The sequence below is a fragment of the Acinetobacter sp. Ver3 genome, from assembly GCF_000632455.1.
In the GTDB taxonomy this organism is placed as follows: Bacteria; Pseudomonadota; Gammaproteobacteria; order Pseudomonadales; family Moraxellaceae; genus Acinetobacter.
The window spans coordinates 20,182-36,533 of record NZ_JFYL01000028.1 but is presented as its reverse complement, the minus strand read 5'-3'; the positions used below and the strand labels follow the sequence as shown (position 1 = coordinate 36,533).

At 38.1% G+C, this 16,352-nt stretch carries 15 protein-coding genes and 1 pseudogene; 12 read left to right on the top strand and 4 right to left on the bottom strand.

Features of this window, described 5'->3' with window-relative positions:
- From CL42_RS09050 to CL42_RS09030, 6 genes and pseudogenes are all read left to right on the top strand, one after another.
- A partial coding sequence (locus tag CL42_RS09050) for a DUF2345 domain-containing protein (protein ID WP_035267352.1) occupies positions 1 to 1,704 on the top strand: 1,704 nt, incomplete at its 5' end.
- Positions 1,704 to 2,195 carry a DUF4123 domain-containing protein gene (locus CL42_RS17515; RefSeq protein ID WP_228133251.1) on the top strand — a complete coding sequence of 164 codons (492 nt, stop codon included), beginning with the start codon at positions 1,704 to 1,706 and terminating at the stop codon, positions 2,193 to 2,195. The genes CL42_RS09050 and CL42_RS17515, both read left to right, overlap by 1 nt.
- On the top strand, positions 2,134 to 2,619 hold the full coding sequence (locus CL42_RS17510) for a hypothetical protein (RefSeq protein ID WP_228133250.1): 486 nt from the start codon (positions 2,134 to 2,136) through the stop codon (positions 2,617 to 2,619). Before CL42_RS17515 ends, CL42_RS17510 begins: the two co-directional genes overlap by 62 nt.
- A 104-nt stretch (positions 2,620 to 2,723) precedes the next feature.
- Positions 2,724 to 3,159, top strand: a pseudogene (locus CL42_RS09040) (hypothetical protein).
- Positions 3,160 to 3,359: 200 nt separating this feature from the next.
- Positions 3,360 to 3,806: a hypothetical protein gene (locus CL42_RS09035; RefSeq protein ID WP_035267351.1), complete on the top strand. Its 447-nt coding sequence runs from the start codon at positions 3,360 to 3,362 to the stop codon at positions 3,804 to 3,806.
- Between the two features lie 12 nt (positions 3,807 to 3,818).
- Complete coding sequence (locus CL42_RS09030; protein ID WP_035267347.1) at positions 3,819 to 5,525, top strand: T6SS phospholipase effector Tle1-like catalytic domain-containing protein; 1,707 nt, start codon at positions 3,819 to 3,821, stop codon at positions 5,523 to 5,525.
- 254 nt (positions 5,526 to 5,779) lie between these two features.
- Here CL42_RS09030 and CL42_RS09025 read toward each other — a convergent pair whose 3' ends face one another.
- Positions 5,780 to 6,559 (bottom strand): ferredoxin--NADP reductase, encoded by a 780-nt coding sequence (locus tag CL42_RS09025; RefSeq protein ID WP_035267346.1) that lies wholly within the window; start codon positions 6,557 to 6,559, stop codon positions 5,780 to 5,782.
- A 105-nt stretch (positions 6,560 to 6,664) separates the two neighbouring features.
- Between CL42_RS09025 and tsaA the strand changes: the two genes are divergently transcribed.
- The 5 genes from tsaA (at position 6,665) to CL42_RS09000 (ending at position 11,905) form a co-directional block, all read left to right on the top strand.
- The gene (tsaA, locus tag CL42_RS09020; protein WP_035267343.1) at positions 6,665 to 7,384 is read left to right on the top strand and encodes a tRNA (N6-threonylcarbamoyladenosine(37)-N6)-methyltransferase TrmO; all 720 of its coding nucleotides are present in this window, start codon (positions 6,665 to 6,667) and stop codon (positions 7,382 to 7,384) included.
- A 128-nt stretch (positions 7,385 to 7,512) separates the two neighbouring features.
- Complete coding sequence (locus CL42_RS09015; protein ID WP_035267342.1) at positions 7,513 to 9,270, top strand: GspE/PulE family protein; 1,758 nt, start codon at positions 7,513 to 7,515, stop codon at positions 9,268 to 9,270.
- A gap of 102 nt (positions 9,271 to 9,372) precedes the next feature.
- On the top strand, positions 9,373 to 9,750 hold the full coding sequence (locus CL42_RS09010) for a NirD/YgiW/YdeI family stress tolerance protein (RefSeq protein ID WP_035267340.1): 378 nt from the start codon (positions 9,373 to 9,375) through the stop codon (positions 9,748 to 9,750).
- 145 nt (positions 9,751 to 9,895) lie between these two features.
- Positions 9,896 to 10,561 (top strand): response regulator transcription factor, encoded by a 666-nt coding sequence (locus CL42_RS09005; protein WP_035267338.1) that lies wholly within the window; start codon positions 9,896 to 9,898, stop codon positions 10,559 to 10,561.
- 9 nt (positions 10,562 to 10,570) lie between these two features.
- Complete coding sequence (locus CL42_RS09000; RefSeq protein WP_322840158.1) at positions 10,571 to 11,905, top strand: HAMP domain-containing sensor histidine kinase; 1,335 nt, start codon at positions 10,571 to 10,573, stop codon at positions 11,903 to 11,905.
- Between the two features lie 101 nt (positions 11,906 to 12,006).
- Here CL42_RS09000 and hemP read toward each other — a convergent pair whose 3' ends face one another.
- Positions 12,007 to 12,177: a hemin uptake protein HemP gene (hemP, locus tag CL42_RS08995; RefSeq protein WP_035267337.1), complete on the bottom strand. Its 171-nt coding sequence runs from the start codon at positions 12,175 to 12,177 to the stop codon at positions 12,007 to 12,009.
- A gap of 136 nt (positions 12,178 to 12,313) precedes the next feature.
- Here hemP and CL42_RS08990 point away from each other — a divergent pair, with 136 nt between their 5' ends.
- Positions 12,314 to 13,216: a thiamine phosphate synthase gene (locus tag CL42_RS08990; RefSeq protein WP_035267334.1), complete on the top strand. Its 903-nt coding sequence runs from the start codon at positions 12,314 to 12,316 to the stop codon at positions 13,214 to 13,216.
- A 31-nt stretch (positions 13,217 to 13,247) separates the two neighbouring features.
- Here the strand turns inward: CL42_RS08990 and CL42_RS08985 are convergent, their stop codons facing one another.
- On the bottom strand, positions 13,248 to 13,817 hold the full coding sequence (locus tag CL42_RS08985) for a tetratricopeptide repeat protein (RefSeq protein WP_035267331.1): 570 nt from the start codon (positions 13,815 to 13,817) through the stop codon (positions 13,248 to 13,250).
- A 26-nt stretch (positions 13,818 to 13,843) separates the two neighbouring features.
- A complete protein-coding gene (gene mrcB, locus CL42_RS08980; protein ID WP_035267329.1) occupies positions 13,844 to 16,240 on the bottom strand; it encodes a penicillin-binding protein 1B in 2,397 nt (798 codons plus the stop codon).
- Positions 16,241 to 16,352: the final 112 nt, after the last annotated feature.

Below are 16,352 nucleotides of genomic sequence, written 5' to 3'. Positions count from 1 at the left end.
GGCCAAGTCGAAAAACTCAACCAACACCTCAGCGACTACTACGCTGGACAAAGCAAACAATTCATCGCCAAAGCCAGCGTCAGAGACAGCCAAGTCGGCTATTGGTTCAAACTCGATGGCCATCCAGAAATTGAACAACACAGCGGAGCTGACCAAGAATTCCTCATTGTTGGCAAACGCTACTACAACCAAAACAACCTACCTAAAGACTTAGACCAACAAGTCCAACAACTGCTACAACGCAGCCAATGGACACCAAAACACAAGACAGACACCAACCAAGCAACCCACAAGGACCAAGAACGCCAAGCCAGCGAACTCATCCTACAACGACGCAACATCAAAACCGTACCCGAATACAACCCACTACAACATCGACCCAGCACCCATCCCCAACGCGCCAAAGTGGTGGGACCTGCAGGAGAAGAAATCCATGTCGATGAATGGGGACGCATCAAAGTACGCTTCCTGTTTACCCGAGCAGAAGACCACCAATTTGATGGCGGTGCCGGCAGTAACAACAACGACACCGATTCAGCTTGGGTCGATGTACTGACCCCATGGGCAGGCGAAGGCTATGGTGCACGCTTCCTCCCTCGAATCAATGAAATCGTGGTCATCGACTTCTTTGACGGCAACATCGACCGTCCCTTTGTGGTAGGCCGCCTACATGAAGCCCAACGCAGCCCAACCCGATTTGACAGTCAAGGCCAACTGCCGGACACCAAAAAACTCGCAGGGATTAAAAGTAAAGAAGTCCAAGGCGAAGGCTATGGACAACTCCGCTTTGATGACACTACAGGACAAATCTCCACCCAACTGCAAAACACCCACGGGGCGAGCCAACTTAACCTAGGGAATCTCAGTCATCCCAAAGCAACCGCAGAAAGTGAAGGACGAGGTGAAGGCTTCGAACTCAGAACAGACCAATGGGGTGCAGTACGAGCGGGCGAAGGCATACTCATCTCCACCTACAAACAAGAACAAGCCAAAGCAAACCATCTCGATGCAAGCGAAGCCAAACAACAACTCGAAAGTAGCTTAAACAACGCCAAAGCTTTGAGTGAAGTGGCAAAAAATCAACAGACTGATCCACTGAGCTTACTCGAAAACCTACAAGGCTATCTCAAAAACTTAGAGAGCGAAGACCAAAGCAAAGCCGCGGCTTTTAAACAAGCGATCATGCTCTTGGCTTCACCAAGTTCAATTGCAATAGAAAGTAACGAAGACATCCACCTCAGTGCAGATGGGCAGATCAACCAGATTGCACAAGGAAGCATCAACACCAGCACGCAAGAAAGCATTGTTAGCCATGCGAGTAAAAAGATCAGTTTATTTGCCGCGCAAGAAGGGGCGCGACTGTATGCAGGGAAAGGTAAAATCGAGATTCAAGCTCAAGGGGATGGTGCTGATCTGATTGCAAGAAAGGGTGTGCAGATTATTTCGACGGAAGATCGAATTGAAATCAAAGCGGCAAAAAAAATAGTGTTGATTGGTGGTGGTTCACAGATTGAAATTAGCAGTTCGGGAGTTTTACCTACCACAGCTGGCAAGTTTGAAGTGAAAGCGGGTCAGCATTTGTTTATTCCAGGTGCCAAAACGCCGATGAATCTTCCATTTTTTCCACAAAGTGTATGTTGGGAGTGCTTAGCAAGAAGAGCGAGTCAAAGAGGCGCGTTTGTAAATAAAGGAGATGGATCATAATGTCTAATTTACTAAACGCTGATCTTTTAACTATATTTGAAAATTCTCCTATACAAGAAGATCAAATTTATAATATTTATGCCCTAGCTGATGCTGCTCAAGATAAATGGTTTCTAAAAAAAAATTGGCAGCTGAATTATAAAAATTTATTAACTGAGGCTGCTGGGGATAAAGCTGAAGAAATATCTCCACATTTGATCCGACTATCTAATACATGGTCTAGTGACACATGGAACTATATATCTAAAAAAATTGTAGGAACACCTAAATTAACATTGATTATAACTAAGTTAAATTTTGAAGATTTATTTTCGCATTTAAGACAATTTTTAAATGTTCAATTTGAAGGTGGATTAGAAATGTATTTAGCATTTTGGGATCCTGCAATTTTGGGAACATTAGTCGGACAGGATACAGACGAGACACTTTATGTTAAGCAACAAGTTCTTTCAGACCAGCAAAAAAAAGTTATTATTAGAGCCGATCCATAGTTGGTGGTATTGGGATCGTAAAGAAAGCCTACACAAAATTATAGGAAAAAATACTGAAGAATTAGCTCGAATCTTTGACTGGCAAAATCCTTTTAAATTTTCAGTGATTCAAGAGGAAATGATGGTGGAGGCCACTTTTCCTGATCACCTCATTTATTACCTAAATTTAAATAACCCTTTTCTGGTAGAAGATTTTGATAAATGGTCGCTCTACCAATATGTTGTTGAAAAAATTTCATCAGCTAGAGAATACAACTTAGAAGGTACACGAGATATTTTAAATTTTATTTGCCTTACGCTGATTTACAAAAATTCATTTGATGATGAGTTGCTTCAACATTTATTACTAAAAGTTAAGGCTAAGAAAATAACTATGGATCAGGCAATGGAAGATTTGGAAAGTCTAGTTGATGGAAATGATTAACTAAATCCTTTATTGAATGGATGATTATGAGTTAATTCGACTATTTCAGATATGACAAATCTTAATAATGAGGTCCCAGAAATTATAGGGAGTGATATGTAGATATTCAAAAAAATGTGATCTTACTAGTGAGTTTGGCCCTGGGAGTGGTTGGTTGTAGTGCGGGCTCAAGTAAAACATATGTTCTGACGACAACATCGTTTGGATATGATCCAAGCTATAGACCATATTGTAAAGTTAAATGGAGAGGAGGTCGGTGGTGGTTTTGGCGCTGCAACAAAGCGATCTGCGGTGATTACAGGACAACAATATGTTAAGTGGGGTGAAGGTAATAGTCCTATAAAACATGTCGCAGTTAATATTCCACAATTAACAGCTGATGAGTTAAAAGGTAAAAGTTATTTGGCAGTACATCTTTATCCTGATGATACAGTTGAAATTACATTGACTGAGGGAAGAAATATGCCGAGAGCGACAAAAAGAGGCTTAGACGTATGGTCTAAATTAATCGATGAATTAAATGAAAGCGAAACAAATTAATATGCTAAAGCTATAGTCTCTTAGCAACTGAAAAAATAACAATCACGATGTCTATAATCATGCTCCCCCGATCACACGAAATTGTATTAATGTGGTGAATATTTCTATATTTATTCATGGAGTTTAAAATTAATCGGCATAATAGAGGAATAAATCACTCCTTAAATTATCAGATTTGTAAAACATATAGAGGTGAGTCAATGAATATACTAAAAAAAATTTTCATGCTACCAGTGAGTTTGTCTTTAGGACTAGTTGGTTGTAGTGTGGGCTCAAGCAAGACATATGTTCTGACGACAACATCGTTTGGATATGATCCGAGCTATAGACCTTATATTGTAAAACTAAATGGAGAGGAGGTCGGTGGTGGTTTTGGCGCTGCTACGAAGCGATCTGCTGTGATCACTGGTCCTCAATATATCACATGGGGACAAACCAATATTCGTAAACAACACGTTGCAAAAAATATTCCTTATTTGACAAAAGAAGATTTAAAAGGAAAAAGTTATTTGGCTGTTCACCTTTATCCTGATGACACAGTAGAAATTACATTGACTGAGGGAAGAAATATGCCAAGTGCGACAAAAAAAGGGTTAGAAATAAGATCTAAATTGATTGATGAACTAAATGAGAACGATAAAAAATAAAAAGGTAAATTTATGGTTTCTGAGTTACAAAAAATAAAAAATAGTAATCAAGATGTCGATAATCATCCTCCGCAATCAAAACAGGACTGTAAGGATGTTGTGCATATTTCAGTATTTTTTGATGGTACAGGTAATAACTTAGAGAAGGATCAGGATAAAGGAAAACTAGCCAATCCAGCAAAGTTATGGCGTAATGCACAATCATATAGCTTATACGAAATAGAGCGTACAAAATCACCTGTAAAACTCAATCATCCAATATATATATCTGGGGTTGGTACGCCATTTAACGGAGATACACGTAATTGGCTTGATGGTCAAATTGCCTCAGCACAGGATACTTTTCCAACTGGTGGGGCAACAGGTTGGGGAGGGATAAGAAGGTTGAAATATGGTGAATCTCAAATTGGGATTAGCCTTGAAAACACTTTAAAACAAAAAATAGAACAAGTCGAAGCTACTTTAAAGCCTCAAGTAGAAGCACGTAAAAACGAAGCTTTATTAAAAATCGAGTCGAATTTAAATGAGCATCGACTAATTAAAAAAATTAATTTATCTATTTTTGGTTTTTCGCGTGGTGCAGCATTAGCACGTGTATTTTCTAACGAAATGATTTGGAAAACTGAAATAGAAGACTTGAGCCTAAAGTATTCAGTGACAGGTCAAGCTGAGCCTGCCCCAATGGAAATTCAATTTTTAGGTATATTTGACACGGTTGCTTCGTTTGGCTTACCTGCGACTAACATGCCAAATAAACTTAGTTTTAAAGGTCGCGATATGGTCGTTGATCCTAGAGTAAAAAATTGTGTGCATCAAGTCGCAGGAAATGAATTGCGTTTTGCTTTTCCAGTAGATTCAATTCGCATAGATGGAAAATTTGCTAACCCAAGAGCATGGAAGGAAATTGTATATCCTGGTATGCACTCCGATGTTGGAGGAGGGTATGAGCCAAACTCGCAAACAATTAGTAATAATTTTGCTCGAATACCATTGAAACATATGCTTGAAAGGGCTGAAACGGCTGGTGTAAAAGTTTTTACTTATGAGAAGCTCAAGGAAGAAGATCCAATTTTATTCGAGGATGAATTTAAAATAGAAGAAAAAACACAACAACTTTTTGAATCAGTGCAAAAATTTACTGGAGCTTCCACAGGTGATGTAAAGGAAGATATCAAAAACTATATGAAGCTACATTATGGTGCTTATGGAACTTTACATCGTCAAAGACAACAATATTTAGCACAGGGTAATTCTAAAGAAGATCCAGCCTATCTTTCAGTGAGCCAAATCGCCAGAAGAGAGAACTTCGCTTCACCAACAGGCCCTGTAGATATGGCAACTGAAGTCGAAAGAGTAAAAAAAGCTAGAAACTTCACCACATTTGATCAATCAAATTTAAAAGGTATAAAACAAATATTTAGAATTATTTACCCTTTAGCAAAAGCATATGAATTTTTAATCGATTTAGATGATTGGGAATTAAAAAGTTGGGAAACAACAGTTGATCAAGATGTCGTGGATTTTTACTCCAATTATGTGCATGATTCCAAAGTCGGATTTGTGGCAAATATTGAACCATTTAGTTACTTTAGACAAAGAACTGTTTATGAATCTAAACGGAGTTGGAAGGGTAAAAGAGTGGATAAAAAATTAGGACCAGTTCATGAACAAATTGCACTCGAAAATGCTGAGCATGAAGTAAAACAATCATCGGAGTAATTCAAATTTCATGTTGGTATGGATATATGATTAAAAAATAATAATTGTTAAGCTATTATTATCTTCATTCAATCCTGATTAGTTTTAGATTAAATGAACCATAAATTAATGGTAGATTAATTCATAGAGAAATTCATTAATTAATAAAAACTACTAAAGTTTTAAACAAAGACTCAATAAGTTATTTAAAAGGATTAATTGAACACTGAGACAAAAAACCGAGCAAAAAAGCTCGGTTTTTAATGTACAAGTTTTTATTTTTCAACAAAAGCACGTTCAATCACATAATCACCAAGAACACCCATTCGTGGAGATTCTTTTAGGCCATGTTGATCAAGAAGTGCAGCTACATCGTCGAGGAATGCAGGAGAACCACATAACATTGCACGGTCAGTTTCAGGATTAAAACGAGGTAAGCCGATTTTCTCGAAAAGAGCACCAGTTTCAATCGCAGTTGTAACACGACCTTGAGTATGGAAGTCTTCACGTGTAACTGTTGGGTAATAAATTAACTTTTCTTTCGCACCAAGTTCCCCAAAGAACTCATGGTTTGGAATTTCATTTTGAATAAGGTCTTGATACGCCAACTCTGAGATATAACGTGTACCGTGTACAACGATGATTTTCTCGAAACGCTCATAAGTTTCTGGATCACGGATAGTCGAAAGGAAAGGAGCTAAACCAGTACCTGATGATAAAAGATACAAGTTTTTACCAGGATTTAAATCATCAAGAACAAGTGTACCAGTCGGTTTTTTAGAAACTAAAATTTCATCACCAACTTTTACTTTTTGTAGGATTGATGTCAAAGGACCATCTGGAACTTTAATAGAGAAAAACTCAAGTTCTTCTTCATAGTTCGCGCTAGCAATCGAATATGCACGCATTAAAGGCTTGCCATTGACTTCTAAACCAATCATCACAAATTGACCATTTTTAAAACGCAATGCTGTATCGCGAGTCGTTTTAAAACTGAATAATGTGTCATTCCAGTGGTGTACGTGAGTAATCTTTTCGACGTTAAAAGCAGCCATTAAAGGTCTCAATAAATTATCAAATTAGAACAGCTTGCTATTCTAAACTAAAACCATTCTCGATAAACTGAATATATTTAATTGAGCATATCAAAAAAAGTGATTATGAATGAGCTGACTTTACCTGTGATTGGTATAATGAGATCTCCCTACAAAGAAAAGTTTGGTATTCCACGTCAGCCAAATTTAGTAAATATTGAAAGTTATATTGAACTATTGGCGCCATATAATGATGAATTGGCTTTTGAAGGTATACAAGATTTCAGTCACTTATGGCTGATTTGGCAGTTTCACGATAATAAAAATCAAGATAATCAAAAATTTAAACCTCAAGTCAGACCACCACGTTTAGGTGGAAATAAAAAAGTGGGAGTCTTTGCGACAAGAAGCATGTACCGTCCAGCACCTATCGGTATGTCAGTCGTACAATTCAAAAAACTTTTTAAAGAAGGTGATTCTTTGAGATTGTATGTGTCTGGCAGTGATTTACTAGATGGAACACCCGTTATCGATATCAAACCATATATTCAATATTCTGATGCCGTGGTTGAGGCGACGAGCGGTTATGCACAGGATAAGCCAATTCAAAAAAAAGTTGTTTGGTCAAAAACTGCTGAAATTCAGCGAAATCAACTGTTGGATCAACAATGTGTCGCTGAAAGTTTAATCAAGGAATTGGAACAAGTTTTGTCATTTGATCCAAGACCATCTTATCAAAATGATCCTGAGCGAATTTATGGGCTAAGTTTCGGCCCCTTAAATGTCAAATTTAAAGTGGATACTGAGGTTGAGATCGTTGCACTGGAACTTTGTGCAAACGAATAAATTGTTGGACTGATGTATTTAAATCTGAATTTGATCTAATGAATTTAATTGTAAATTCTGAATAGGCTAAAGGCTAATGTTGAATAAAGAATTTGCTATAGTTGGGCTCAAGGAATGGGGCAATTTGAATGAATTTTAATTTTGAAATTGATACAACATGGTGTTTAGAACAACTACTAAAAGATGGTCGTATTTTAGAGCGAGATAAGTTGCTCATACAAACCCGACACCGTCAAAAAGATCAATTTAAATGGCATCCATTGCAGTGGATTGCACATTTTGAATTGGTAGATCAAGTTCAACCTCAACATAAGTTAACATTGCAACGCTTATGTGAGTGGTTAGCATTAAAAACACAACTCCAATATTATGTGATCGACCCGCTTAAAGCAGATGTTGCAGCACTGACTCAGGTCATGTCACAAGAATATGCATTCAAAAATAAAATTCTAGCGGTGGAGGTGCATCCTGATCAGATCCTAATTGGTACAGATCAACCATTCTTGGATGATTGGGTTAAGAATTTAGAAAAGAGCTTAAGTCCTAAAAAAATTGTTAAGGTTTTACTGAATCCAGAGCAGTTACAACGTTACTTGATTGAATATTATCAAGTGAGTCGAGCAGTAAACTCTTCTCAATATTCAGGAGCTTACGACCGACAGAGTCGAGGTGTTGAATCCCTTTTACAATTGGGTGATAGTCAAAATCCTGATGCCAACGATCAGCACATCGTAAAATTAGTCGACTGGTTGCTTCAATTTGCCTTTGAACAGGGGGCGAGTGATATTCATCTTGAGCCTCGTGCGGAGAAAGGACGTGTTAGATTCCGTATCGATGGTGTGCTGCATACGATTTATAACATGCCCAGCAATACACTCACGGCAGTAATTTCTCGTATTAAAATTCTGGGGCGTATGAACGTTGCAGAAAAACGACGTCCTCAGGATGGGCGTTTAAAAACGCGTACACCTAAGGGTCAAGAAACTGAACTGCGTTTATCAACTCTGCCTACTGCAGCAGGCGAAAAAATGGTAATGCGAATTTTTGATCCTGAAGTATTAGTGAGGAGTTTCCAACAACTGGGTTTTGAAGGAAAACTGCTAGAACAATGGAATGCCATTACCAAAAATAGTCACGGTATCATTTTAGTGACAGGTCCAACTGGTTCAGGTAAAACCACAACCCTATATTCATCAATGAAACAACTTGCGACTGAGCAATTAAATGTTTGTACGATTGAAGATCCTATCGAGATGATAGAGCCGAGCTTTAATCAGATGCAGGTAAACCCTGCAATTGATCTTCATTTTGCCGATGGTGTACGTGCCCTCATGCGCCAAGATCCAGACATTATCATGGTAGGGGAAATCCGAGACCAAGATACAGCGAATATGGCGATTCAAGCTGCGTTAACAGGTCATCTCGTACTTTCAACACTTCATACAAACGATGCACCTTCAAGCTTGACTCGTTTACATGATCTAGGTGTACAGCCATTTTTAACAGCGGCAACAATCTTAGGGGTATTGGCGCAAAGGCTAGTCAGAAAATTATGTTCTCATTGTAAAGAAAAACGGGAAATTAATGCTCAAGAATGGGAGCATCTGACCTATGGGTATTTAGTAAAGATGCCTGCTCAAGTTTATCATGCCAAAGGTTGTGAACATTGTCGTCACACTGGGTATAAGGGGCGGGTGGGTATATATGAATTTATGCCTGTGTCTCTAGAAACAAAACAAAAAATCAGTGCTAATCTTAATTTAGATGAATTACGTGCTCACGCAAAAAAAGAAGGTGTAGAACCGTTGCGTATTGCTGGTGCTCGAAAAGTCCTTGAAGGGGTAACGACGTTAGAAGAGGTGCTAAGAGTCGTACCACTAAGTTAATTGTCAAAGATTAATAAATATTCATATTTCTTAAGATTCGCTTCAGCTTTGTTTGTTTTAATAGCTTCATCGAAACAAACATCACTTGAAAAGGTATAGAAAATGAAAGTGTTAAATCAAGCTTTAATCGCGACAGCTTTAGTCGGTGCAACTACATTTGCAATGGCTAATACGGCAGTGAACCAAAGTGCTGTTAATCATGCAGCAATTGCACCGCAAGCAATTACGACTGTTAAAAGTGCTTTAACTGCCAAAGATGATACGCCAGTGAAATTAAAAGGCTATATTGTTAAGGCAACTGGTGATGAAAAATATCAATTCCGCGATAGCACGGGTGTGATCACTGTGGATATTGATGATGAACTTTGGCAAGGTAAACCAATCTCTGCAAAAACACCTGTGGTATTAATTGGTGAAGTGGATATTGATTATAAGCCTGCTAAGCGTGTAGAAATTGATGTAGATCAAGTTCAATTTTAATGAGCTATCTACTAAATTGAGTATTTGATTTATGGCTTTCAAGTACTCAAACCAAAAAAACACATTCTCCAGAAATGTGGTTTTTTTATGCATCTTTTTTTGAAAAACTTTATAGTGAATGAATTGTGACTTAGTGAAGAGAGACATGCGTATATTATTAGCAGAAGATGATGTGTCACAAGCTGAAAGTATCAAAGCTTGGTTAGAAATGGATGGATATAGTGTTGATTGGGTCGAGCGTGGAGATCATGCGATATTAGCAATTGAGCAGCATCAATATGATTGTTTATTACTTGATCGTGGATTACCGAAAGCAACTGGTGATGACATTCTGACACATTTAAGAAAACACCAACACAATACACCAGTTATTTTTATTACAGCCCAAGACAGTATCCAAGATCGTGTTGGAGGACTTGATTTGGGGGCTAATGATTATCTAGTTAAACCATTCAGTTTAGATGAGCTCTCAGCGAGAGTGAGAGCACAATTACGTACTCAGCACAAAGGCACGTCTCAAATCCTAATGTATGGATCCGTGAGTTTGGACCCCCAAACCAAAGTTGTTAAATTGAATTCAGAAATTGTCAATCTCACAGCGAAAGAGTACCAAATTTTATATAAGTTAATGCAACATCCTGAACGTGTTGTGACACGTGAACAACTAGAAGAGTCCTTATATGCTTGGGGTGATGAAATCGAAAGTAATGCAGTTGAAGTTTTTATTTATCAGATTCGGAAAAAAATAGGCTCAACCATGATTAAAACGATTCGTGGATTAGGTTATCGAATGAATCTAGATCAGACTTAAGGTAGAACAGTGTTGGATCAGCAACCTATATCTTTACAAAATCGTCTTGTTAAGTCTTCAATGCTCAGTTCGATGTTGGCGGGCGTTGTCGCATTAATTCTTTTATTGGTGATCTCGCTTTACCAGAACATGCAGACCCATGACAATATGATGGATGAAATCGCCGATTTGATTTTGGTCAGTGATATTTCAAGTCATGTGGGAAATGAGTTAGATGATTTAAGTGAACAATTTGATATCAAATATGAATTAAAGCTCGATGAACTTATTTTGATTGAATCGCAAGACCTTGCTTTCAATCAAATTGGTTCCAAGGTGTTTTTTCAGAATGATCACTTTGGCTTTGTTTGGCTAGAAGGGCGATTATTTCGTTATTACAGTGAGCAAAGTGATCAGCAAATTCTAACTATGCTTCAACCCATGTCGGCACGTGTCGATCAGTTATTCAAAAGTTTGCTGGGCTACGGTGGTGTTCTCATTATTTTATGGGGCATTCAATGGTTTATTCTACACTTTATTATACGACGTCAGTTTAGATCTATTCACCAACTTTCAAAATTAATATCCCAAAAGACTGTTAAGGATTTATCACCGATTACACCTTCAAAACCAGAACTAAAAGAACTGCAACCTATTGTGAGTCAAATAAACCAAATGATGGAGCGTTTAGATCGTGCAATTACTGCGGAACAACGCTTTACAGCAGATGCATCCCATGAATTAAGGTCGCCACTTTCAGCGATTCAAATGCGATTACAACTTTTAAAACGAAAATACCAGTCTGATCATGAGGGTTTGTCACAAGACTTAGAGCAGATTCTAAAAGATGTGAGTAGAGGCTCAAATATTTTAGAAAATTTACTTTTGTTGGCTAGACTTGACCCATCTTCAAAGCAAGATGTACCGATACAGTCTATAGATTTAGACCGTTTGACGAAAGAGGTTTTACATTCAGTACAACCTTTGAGCCAAGAAAAAAATATTCAGTTTAAAACCGAGTTAGGAAACCATGCGATTAAGGCAAATCCTGAGTTAATGTTTAGCTGCATTCGCAATTTAGTCGAAAATGCAATCCGCTATACGCCACCGAATGGAATCGTTGATATTTCAATCAAAAAAAATAATAATGAAATTTTATTTGTGATTGAAAATGAAGGTCACGGCATTGAGCAAACAGTGATTGATCGGCTGGGAGAAAGATTTTATCGTCAGTTAGGCACACGTACAACGGGCTCAGGATTAGGATTATCAATTTGCCGTAAAATTGTCGAATTACATCAAGCCGAGATTGTATTTAAGAAATCAGAGTTAGGTGGGTTAAAAGTTGAAATAAAATTTCATTAAAACCAATTGTCTATAAAGTTGAAGAAATAAAATTAAAGAAGCAGTATGCGCTGATTCATACTGCTTAGTTCCACGATTATTATTATCAAATTTTAGAATTTTTATTTTGTCAAAATGAGTCGATTATTTCGTGTGAGACGAAGGCGATATTCTTCTCCTGCATGCATGATGCGAATTTCTCTGCCTAGAGCAAATAGATTATTTGAGTGAAGCATTGGTAATGCTTGGTGGTTTTCGTTATTACGTGTGAATAAGCTAAATGGTGCGTTCATTCCTTGGACTCCGTGGTATGTGGTGAACGATTTAAATGATAATCATTATCGAATAGAGCTGTCAACGATAATTTTTCTCATTTATAAAAAAACATAAAATGCTTACAATTAAGCACTCATTTTTTGAAAGATAATCATGTCAAAAAAAACGATTAATGTTTCTATAGCGTTGTTATTCCATAAAAATCAAGTTCTTGTCGGGTGGAGAGAAGCCTCTTTACATCAGGGGGGTAAAGCTGAGTTTCCTGGAGGGAAAGTGGAGTTAGGAGAAACTCCTGAACAAGCTTGCCAGCGTGAAGTTCAAGAAGAGGTGGGAATTTTTCTAGATCATGTCTATTTATTTGATGTTATTACGCATGAATATGAAGATCTAATCGTAAAATTGCATATTTATCAGGCTTATGTTGATCAGTCTCTACTAGATCATATTCAAAGTCCTTGGACATGGCATGATCGTTCAGCACTAAGCATTTTGAACTTTCCTAAAGCCAATGATGCCATTGTTAAACGCCTACTTTGGCCGAAAAAAATTGCAATAAAAAATATAGATCATCCCGATACGTCTGTTGATCTTAATCAAGTTAGCTATTTGAGAACTGAAAATGCTTTAGATTTTGCGCTGCAACATAACCAGAATAATCAACTGGATCAGTTCATTATCAATCGTGATGTGTGGATTGGATTATCAAAATCAAATCAGAAAAAAGTATTTGCCGTACAATTTAAACATGCTCAATTGATGCAATTAAATTCTGATTCATTTATGGAGGAATGGAAGGGCATTAAACGCATCGCATCCTGTCATGACCATTCTAGTGTCAGTCGAGCTGTAGCGTTAGGTTTTGATGCAATATTTTTAAGTCCAGTACTGTGTACAACATCGCATCCTCAGCAAGCCCCCTTAGGTTGGACGCAGTTTGAATTGTTATCAAAGGATATACATATACCAGTTTATGCGCTAGGCGGTATGAAGCCTGAATTATTAGATCAGGCCATACAACATGGAGCTTATGGAATTGCTGGTATTCGTGCTTTTTAAAAGGCATTAAAAAGTAAAACTCATGCTTAAATCAAAATTTCTTGATTTGGTTTTGTGCTTCTTGGATAAGTTTCTGATTTTTTTGGATTTGACCTGATTTCAAAATAATTTGCCAAAGTTGTCGTTTCATCGTTGCTGTTTGAGCATAACTGAGACCTCGTTTTGCCAATGATTCAGCATTTTTTGCCTCATTTTTTTGATTGGCAATCATCGCGAGATACATATAGGTCTCTGCAGATTGAGGGGCAAGTCTTTGTGCTTGGAGTGCGGCTTTCTCAGCTTCACTCCATTTTGCTTGACGAAATGCATCATGGGTTTGTTGCATTAGATTTTTAAATGCGGGGAGTTGGCGGCCATCATCGAATTTTTGAGTTGAGCTTTTCTGTTCAGGAATAACAATTTGTAATTGTTCCCGTTTAATCTCAGGTCGATCATAAGGCGTAATTTTAATACCATCGGCATCTTTTTGGGATGGTGTTGTTTTAGTCTCAGCTTGTTTAGGTTTCTGAGACGGTTGTGAGTTTTGAGAGGAGGTTAAAGTTTGGCAACCGCCTAAGAGTAATATGCTGGCGAATAGTACGCTAAAATTCAGTTTTGTCATTAACCTTAACTCCTCCTAAACTTATTTTAAGGATTATAACTTCCACTCGAAAGTACTCGAGTGGCATTCGTATTTAAATCCCGTTCCATTTCTGTTTCGCTCTCACGAATATATTGGTCGATGCTGTCTTCTGCTGGAATTTCTTCTGCATTCGTTTCAGGAACGTAAGTCGGATCTACTTGGTAGTGTGGTAAGCCACATGCTGTTGCGCGACGAGGAACAGTATATTTAAGTATCGGTACATAGAGCGCACCTTGACAACCTTGTGCCGAAAGCTCGCCGCTATTTGAATCAATCCAATGCCATTGTACTTCATCAGGTTGACGTAAATTGACGGGTTTTTGCTTCAGTTGCTTCATTACGTTGGTCCACACGGGTAAAGCGCCAGATGAGCCTGTTAAGCCTGTCACTTTATTGTCATCTAATCCGAGCCAGACAACTGCCAAATGATTGCCTGAATACCCCGCGAACCAAGAATCTCTTGTATCATTAGTCGTACCTGATTTACCCGCTAGATTTAGATTCGGAGCGAGGCCATTGTAAGCAGCACGTCCTGTACCTGCCGACATCACACGTTGCAATCCGTAATTTAAAATATAAGCAGCCGATGGGTCGATCGTTTGTTGAACATTTAAACTGTAGCGATTAATAAGCTGCCCATTGGTATCAACAACTGTTCGGATAGATTTTGTAGGATACTTAAACCCTCCAGTTGCAAAGTTGCCATAAATATTCATGATTTCCATAGGCGACATTTCAACAGCTCCTAAGAAAATCGATGGGTAATTTGGAATAGGTGAAGTCACGCCAAACTTCATTAAATGATTGGTAAATGAAGAAAGTCCAAATTCTTGTCCCAAGCGAACTGTAGATAGGTTATATGAATTGGCTAAAGCTTGAACCATTGGGACGTAACCATACGAAGTTCCGCTATAATTTTTGGGTGTCCAAGTCTGATTGCGATCGACTGGCACACTAATTGGCGAGTCTTCGATTGCCGTTGCCCAGTTATAACGACCAGATTCCAATGCAGTTAGGAAAATAACAGGCTTTAATAATGAGCCTACCTGACGTTTTGCATCAACTGCGCGGTTAAAACCTGTGAAGTCAGATACTGAACCTACGGCCGCAATCAATTCACCATTTTCAGGGTGAGAAACTAATACCGCGCCTTGAAGCTCTTTCAAGCGTGCAGGATTGGCCTTAGACAGTCTTGATACTGAATCTGTAAATGATTTTTGTACTTTGATTTGTGCGATTGGATCTAATGTTGTGAAAATTCGAAGACCTTGTTTCGTTAAATCGCTTTCTTGGTATTCTGTTTTGAGTTGACGACGAACGATGTCTAGGAAATCAGGGAAGCGAGCTGGACCTAAAGTCGGTTTTTTAATCACGTTTAAAGGTTTAGCTGACTCAGTTTCATATTGCTCTTCAGTCAAATATCCCATGACTAACATATTGTTTAGAACAACATTACGGCGTTTTAATGCACTTTCAGGATTTCTCCAAGGATTGTATAAGCTAGGACCTTGAACGAGTCCGACAAGGAAAGCCTGTTGCGCTATACTCAATTCTCTAAGTGGTAAACCAAAATAAAATTGAGACGCTAAACCATAGCCATTGATCGAGTAATTACCATTTTGTCCTAAATTAACTTCATTCAAATATGCTTCCAGAATTTCATCTTTGTCATAATGAAACTCAAGCAACAACGCCATAAATGCTTCATTCACTTTACGTTTGATTGTACGCTCAGGGGTTAAATAAAAGTTTTTAACCAATTGCTGCGTGAGTGTAGAACCACCTTGACGCTTACCACCAGTAACGTTGCTTACAACTGCGCGTGCTGTACCACGAAACGAGACGCCGTGATGGTGATAGAAGTTACGGTCTTCAGTGGCAATAAGCGCTTGAATTAAAGGTTTAGGAACACGATTGAGTTTAATGAGAACACGGTCTTCGTTGTGTTGGGGGTAGATTCCCCCAACTAACATTGGTTCTAGACGGGCAATCCCCGTACTCGATGGTTTTGTTGCTTTAATCTCTGAAATTTGACTAGTGCCAAAACTGACTTGGAGGATTTGTTCTGGTTCTACACTATCACCAAAATCGAAGCCACGCGTGTGGACGTAAATAGTATTGCCTTGAACCAAAAAATTACCTGGCTTGGTATAGTCTTCAGCGTTTTTATAACCCAACAGACCTAGCTCTTGAATGAAGTTTTGTTGCTCCACGGGTGCATTAGCATAAACTTCCAAGGGGCGTGCATATACTTTCGCTGGAATATCCCAACGATTGCCTTCAAATTTATCGCGAATAATATTATCTAAACGGATTAGATAAATACTAAAAGCCACAAATGCAGAAATCACCAGCACTGAGAAAATCAATGCAATTAAGCCAATACCACGTTCAAACTTCATAGATCAAAAAGCAAAACCCTGTTTTATTGCGCTCATCATGCGAAGCTTTTTTATAATTTGCAATAATTAAACTGTGAATTTATGCCTTTTTTAGATAAATGTAATGATTTAT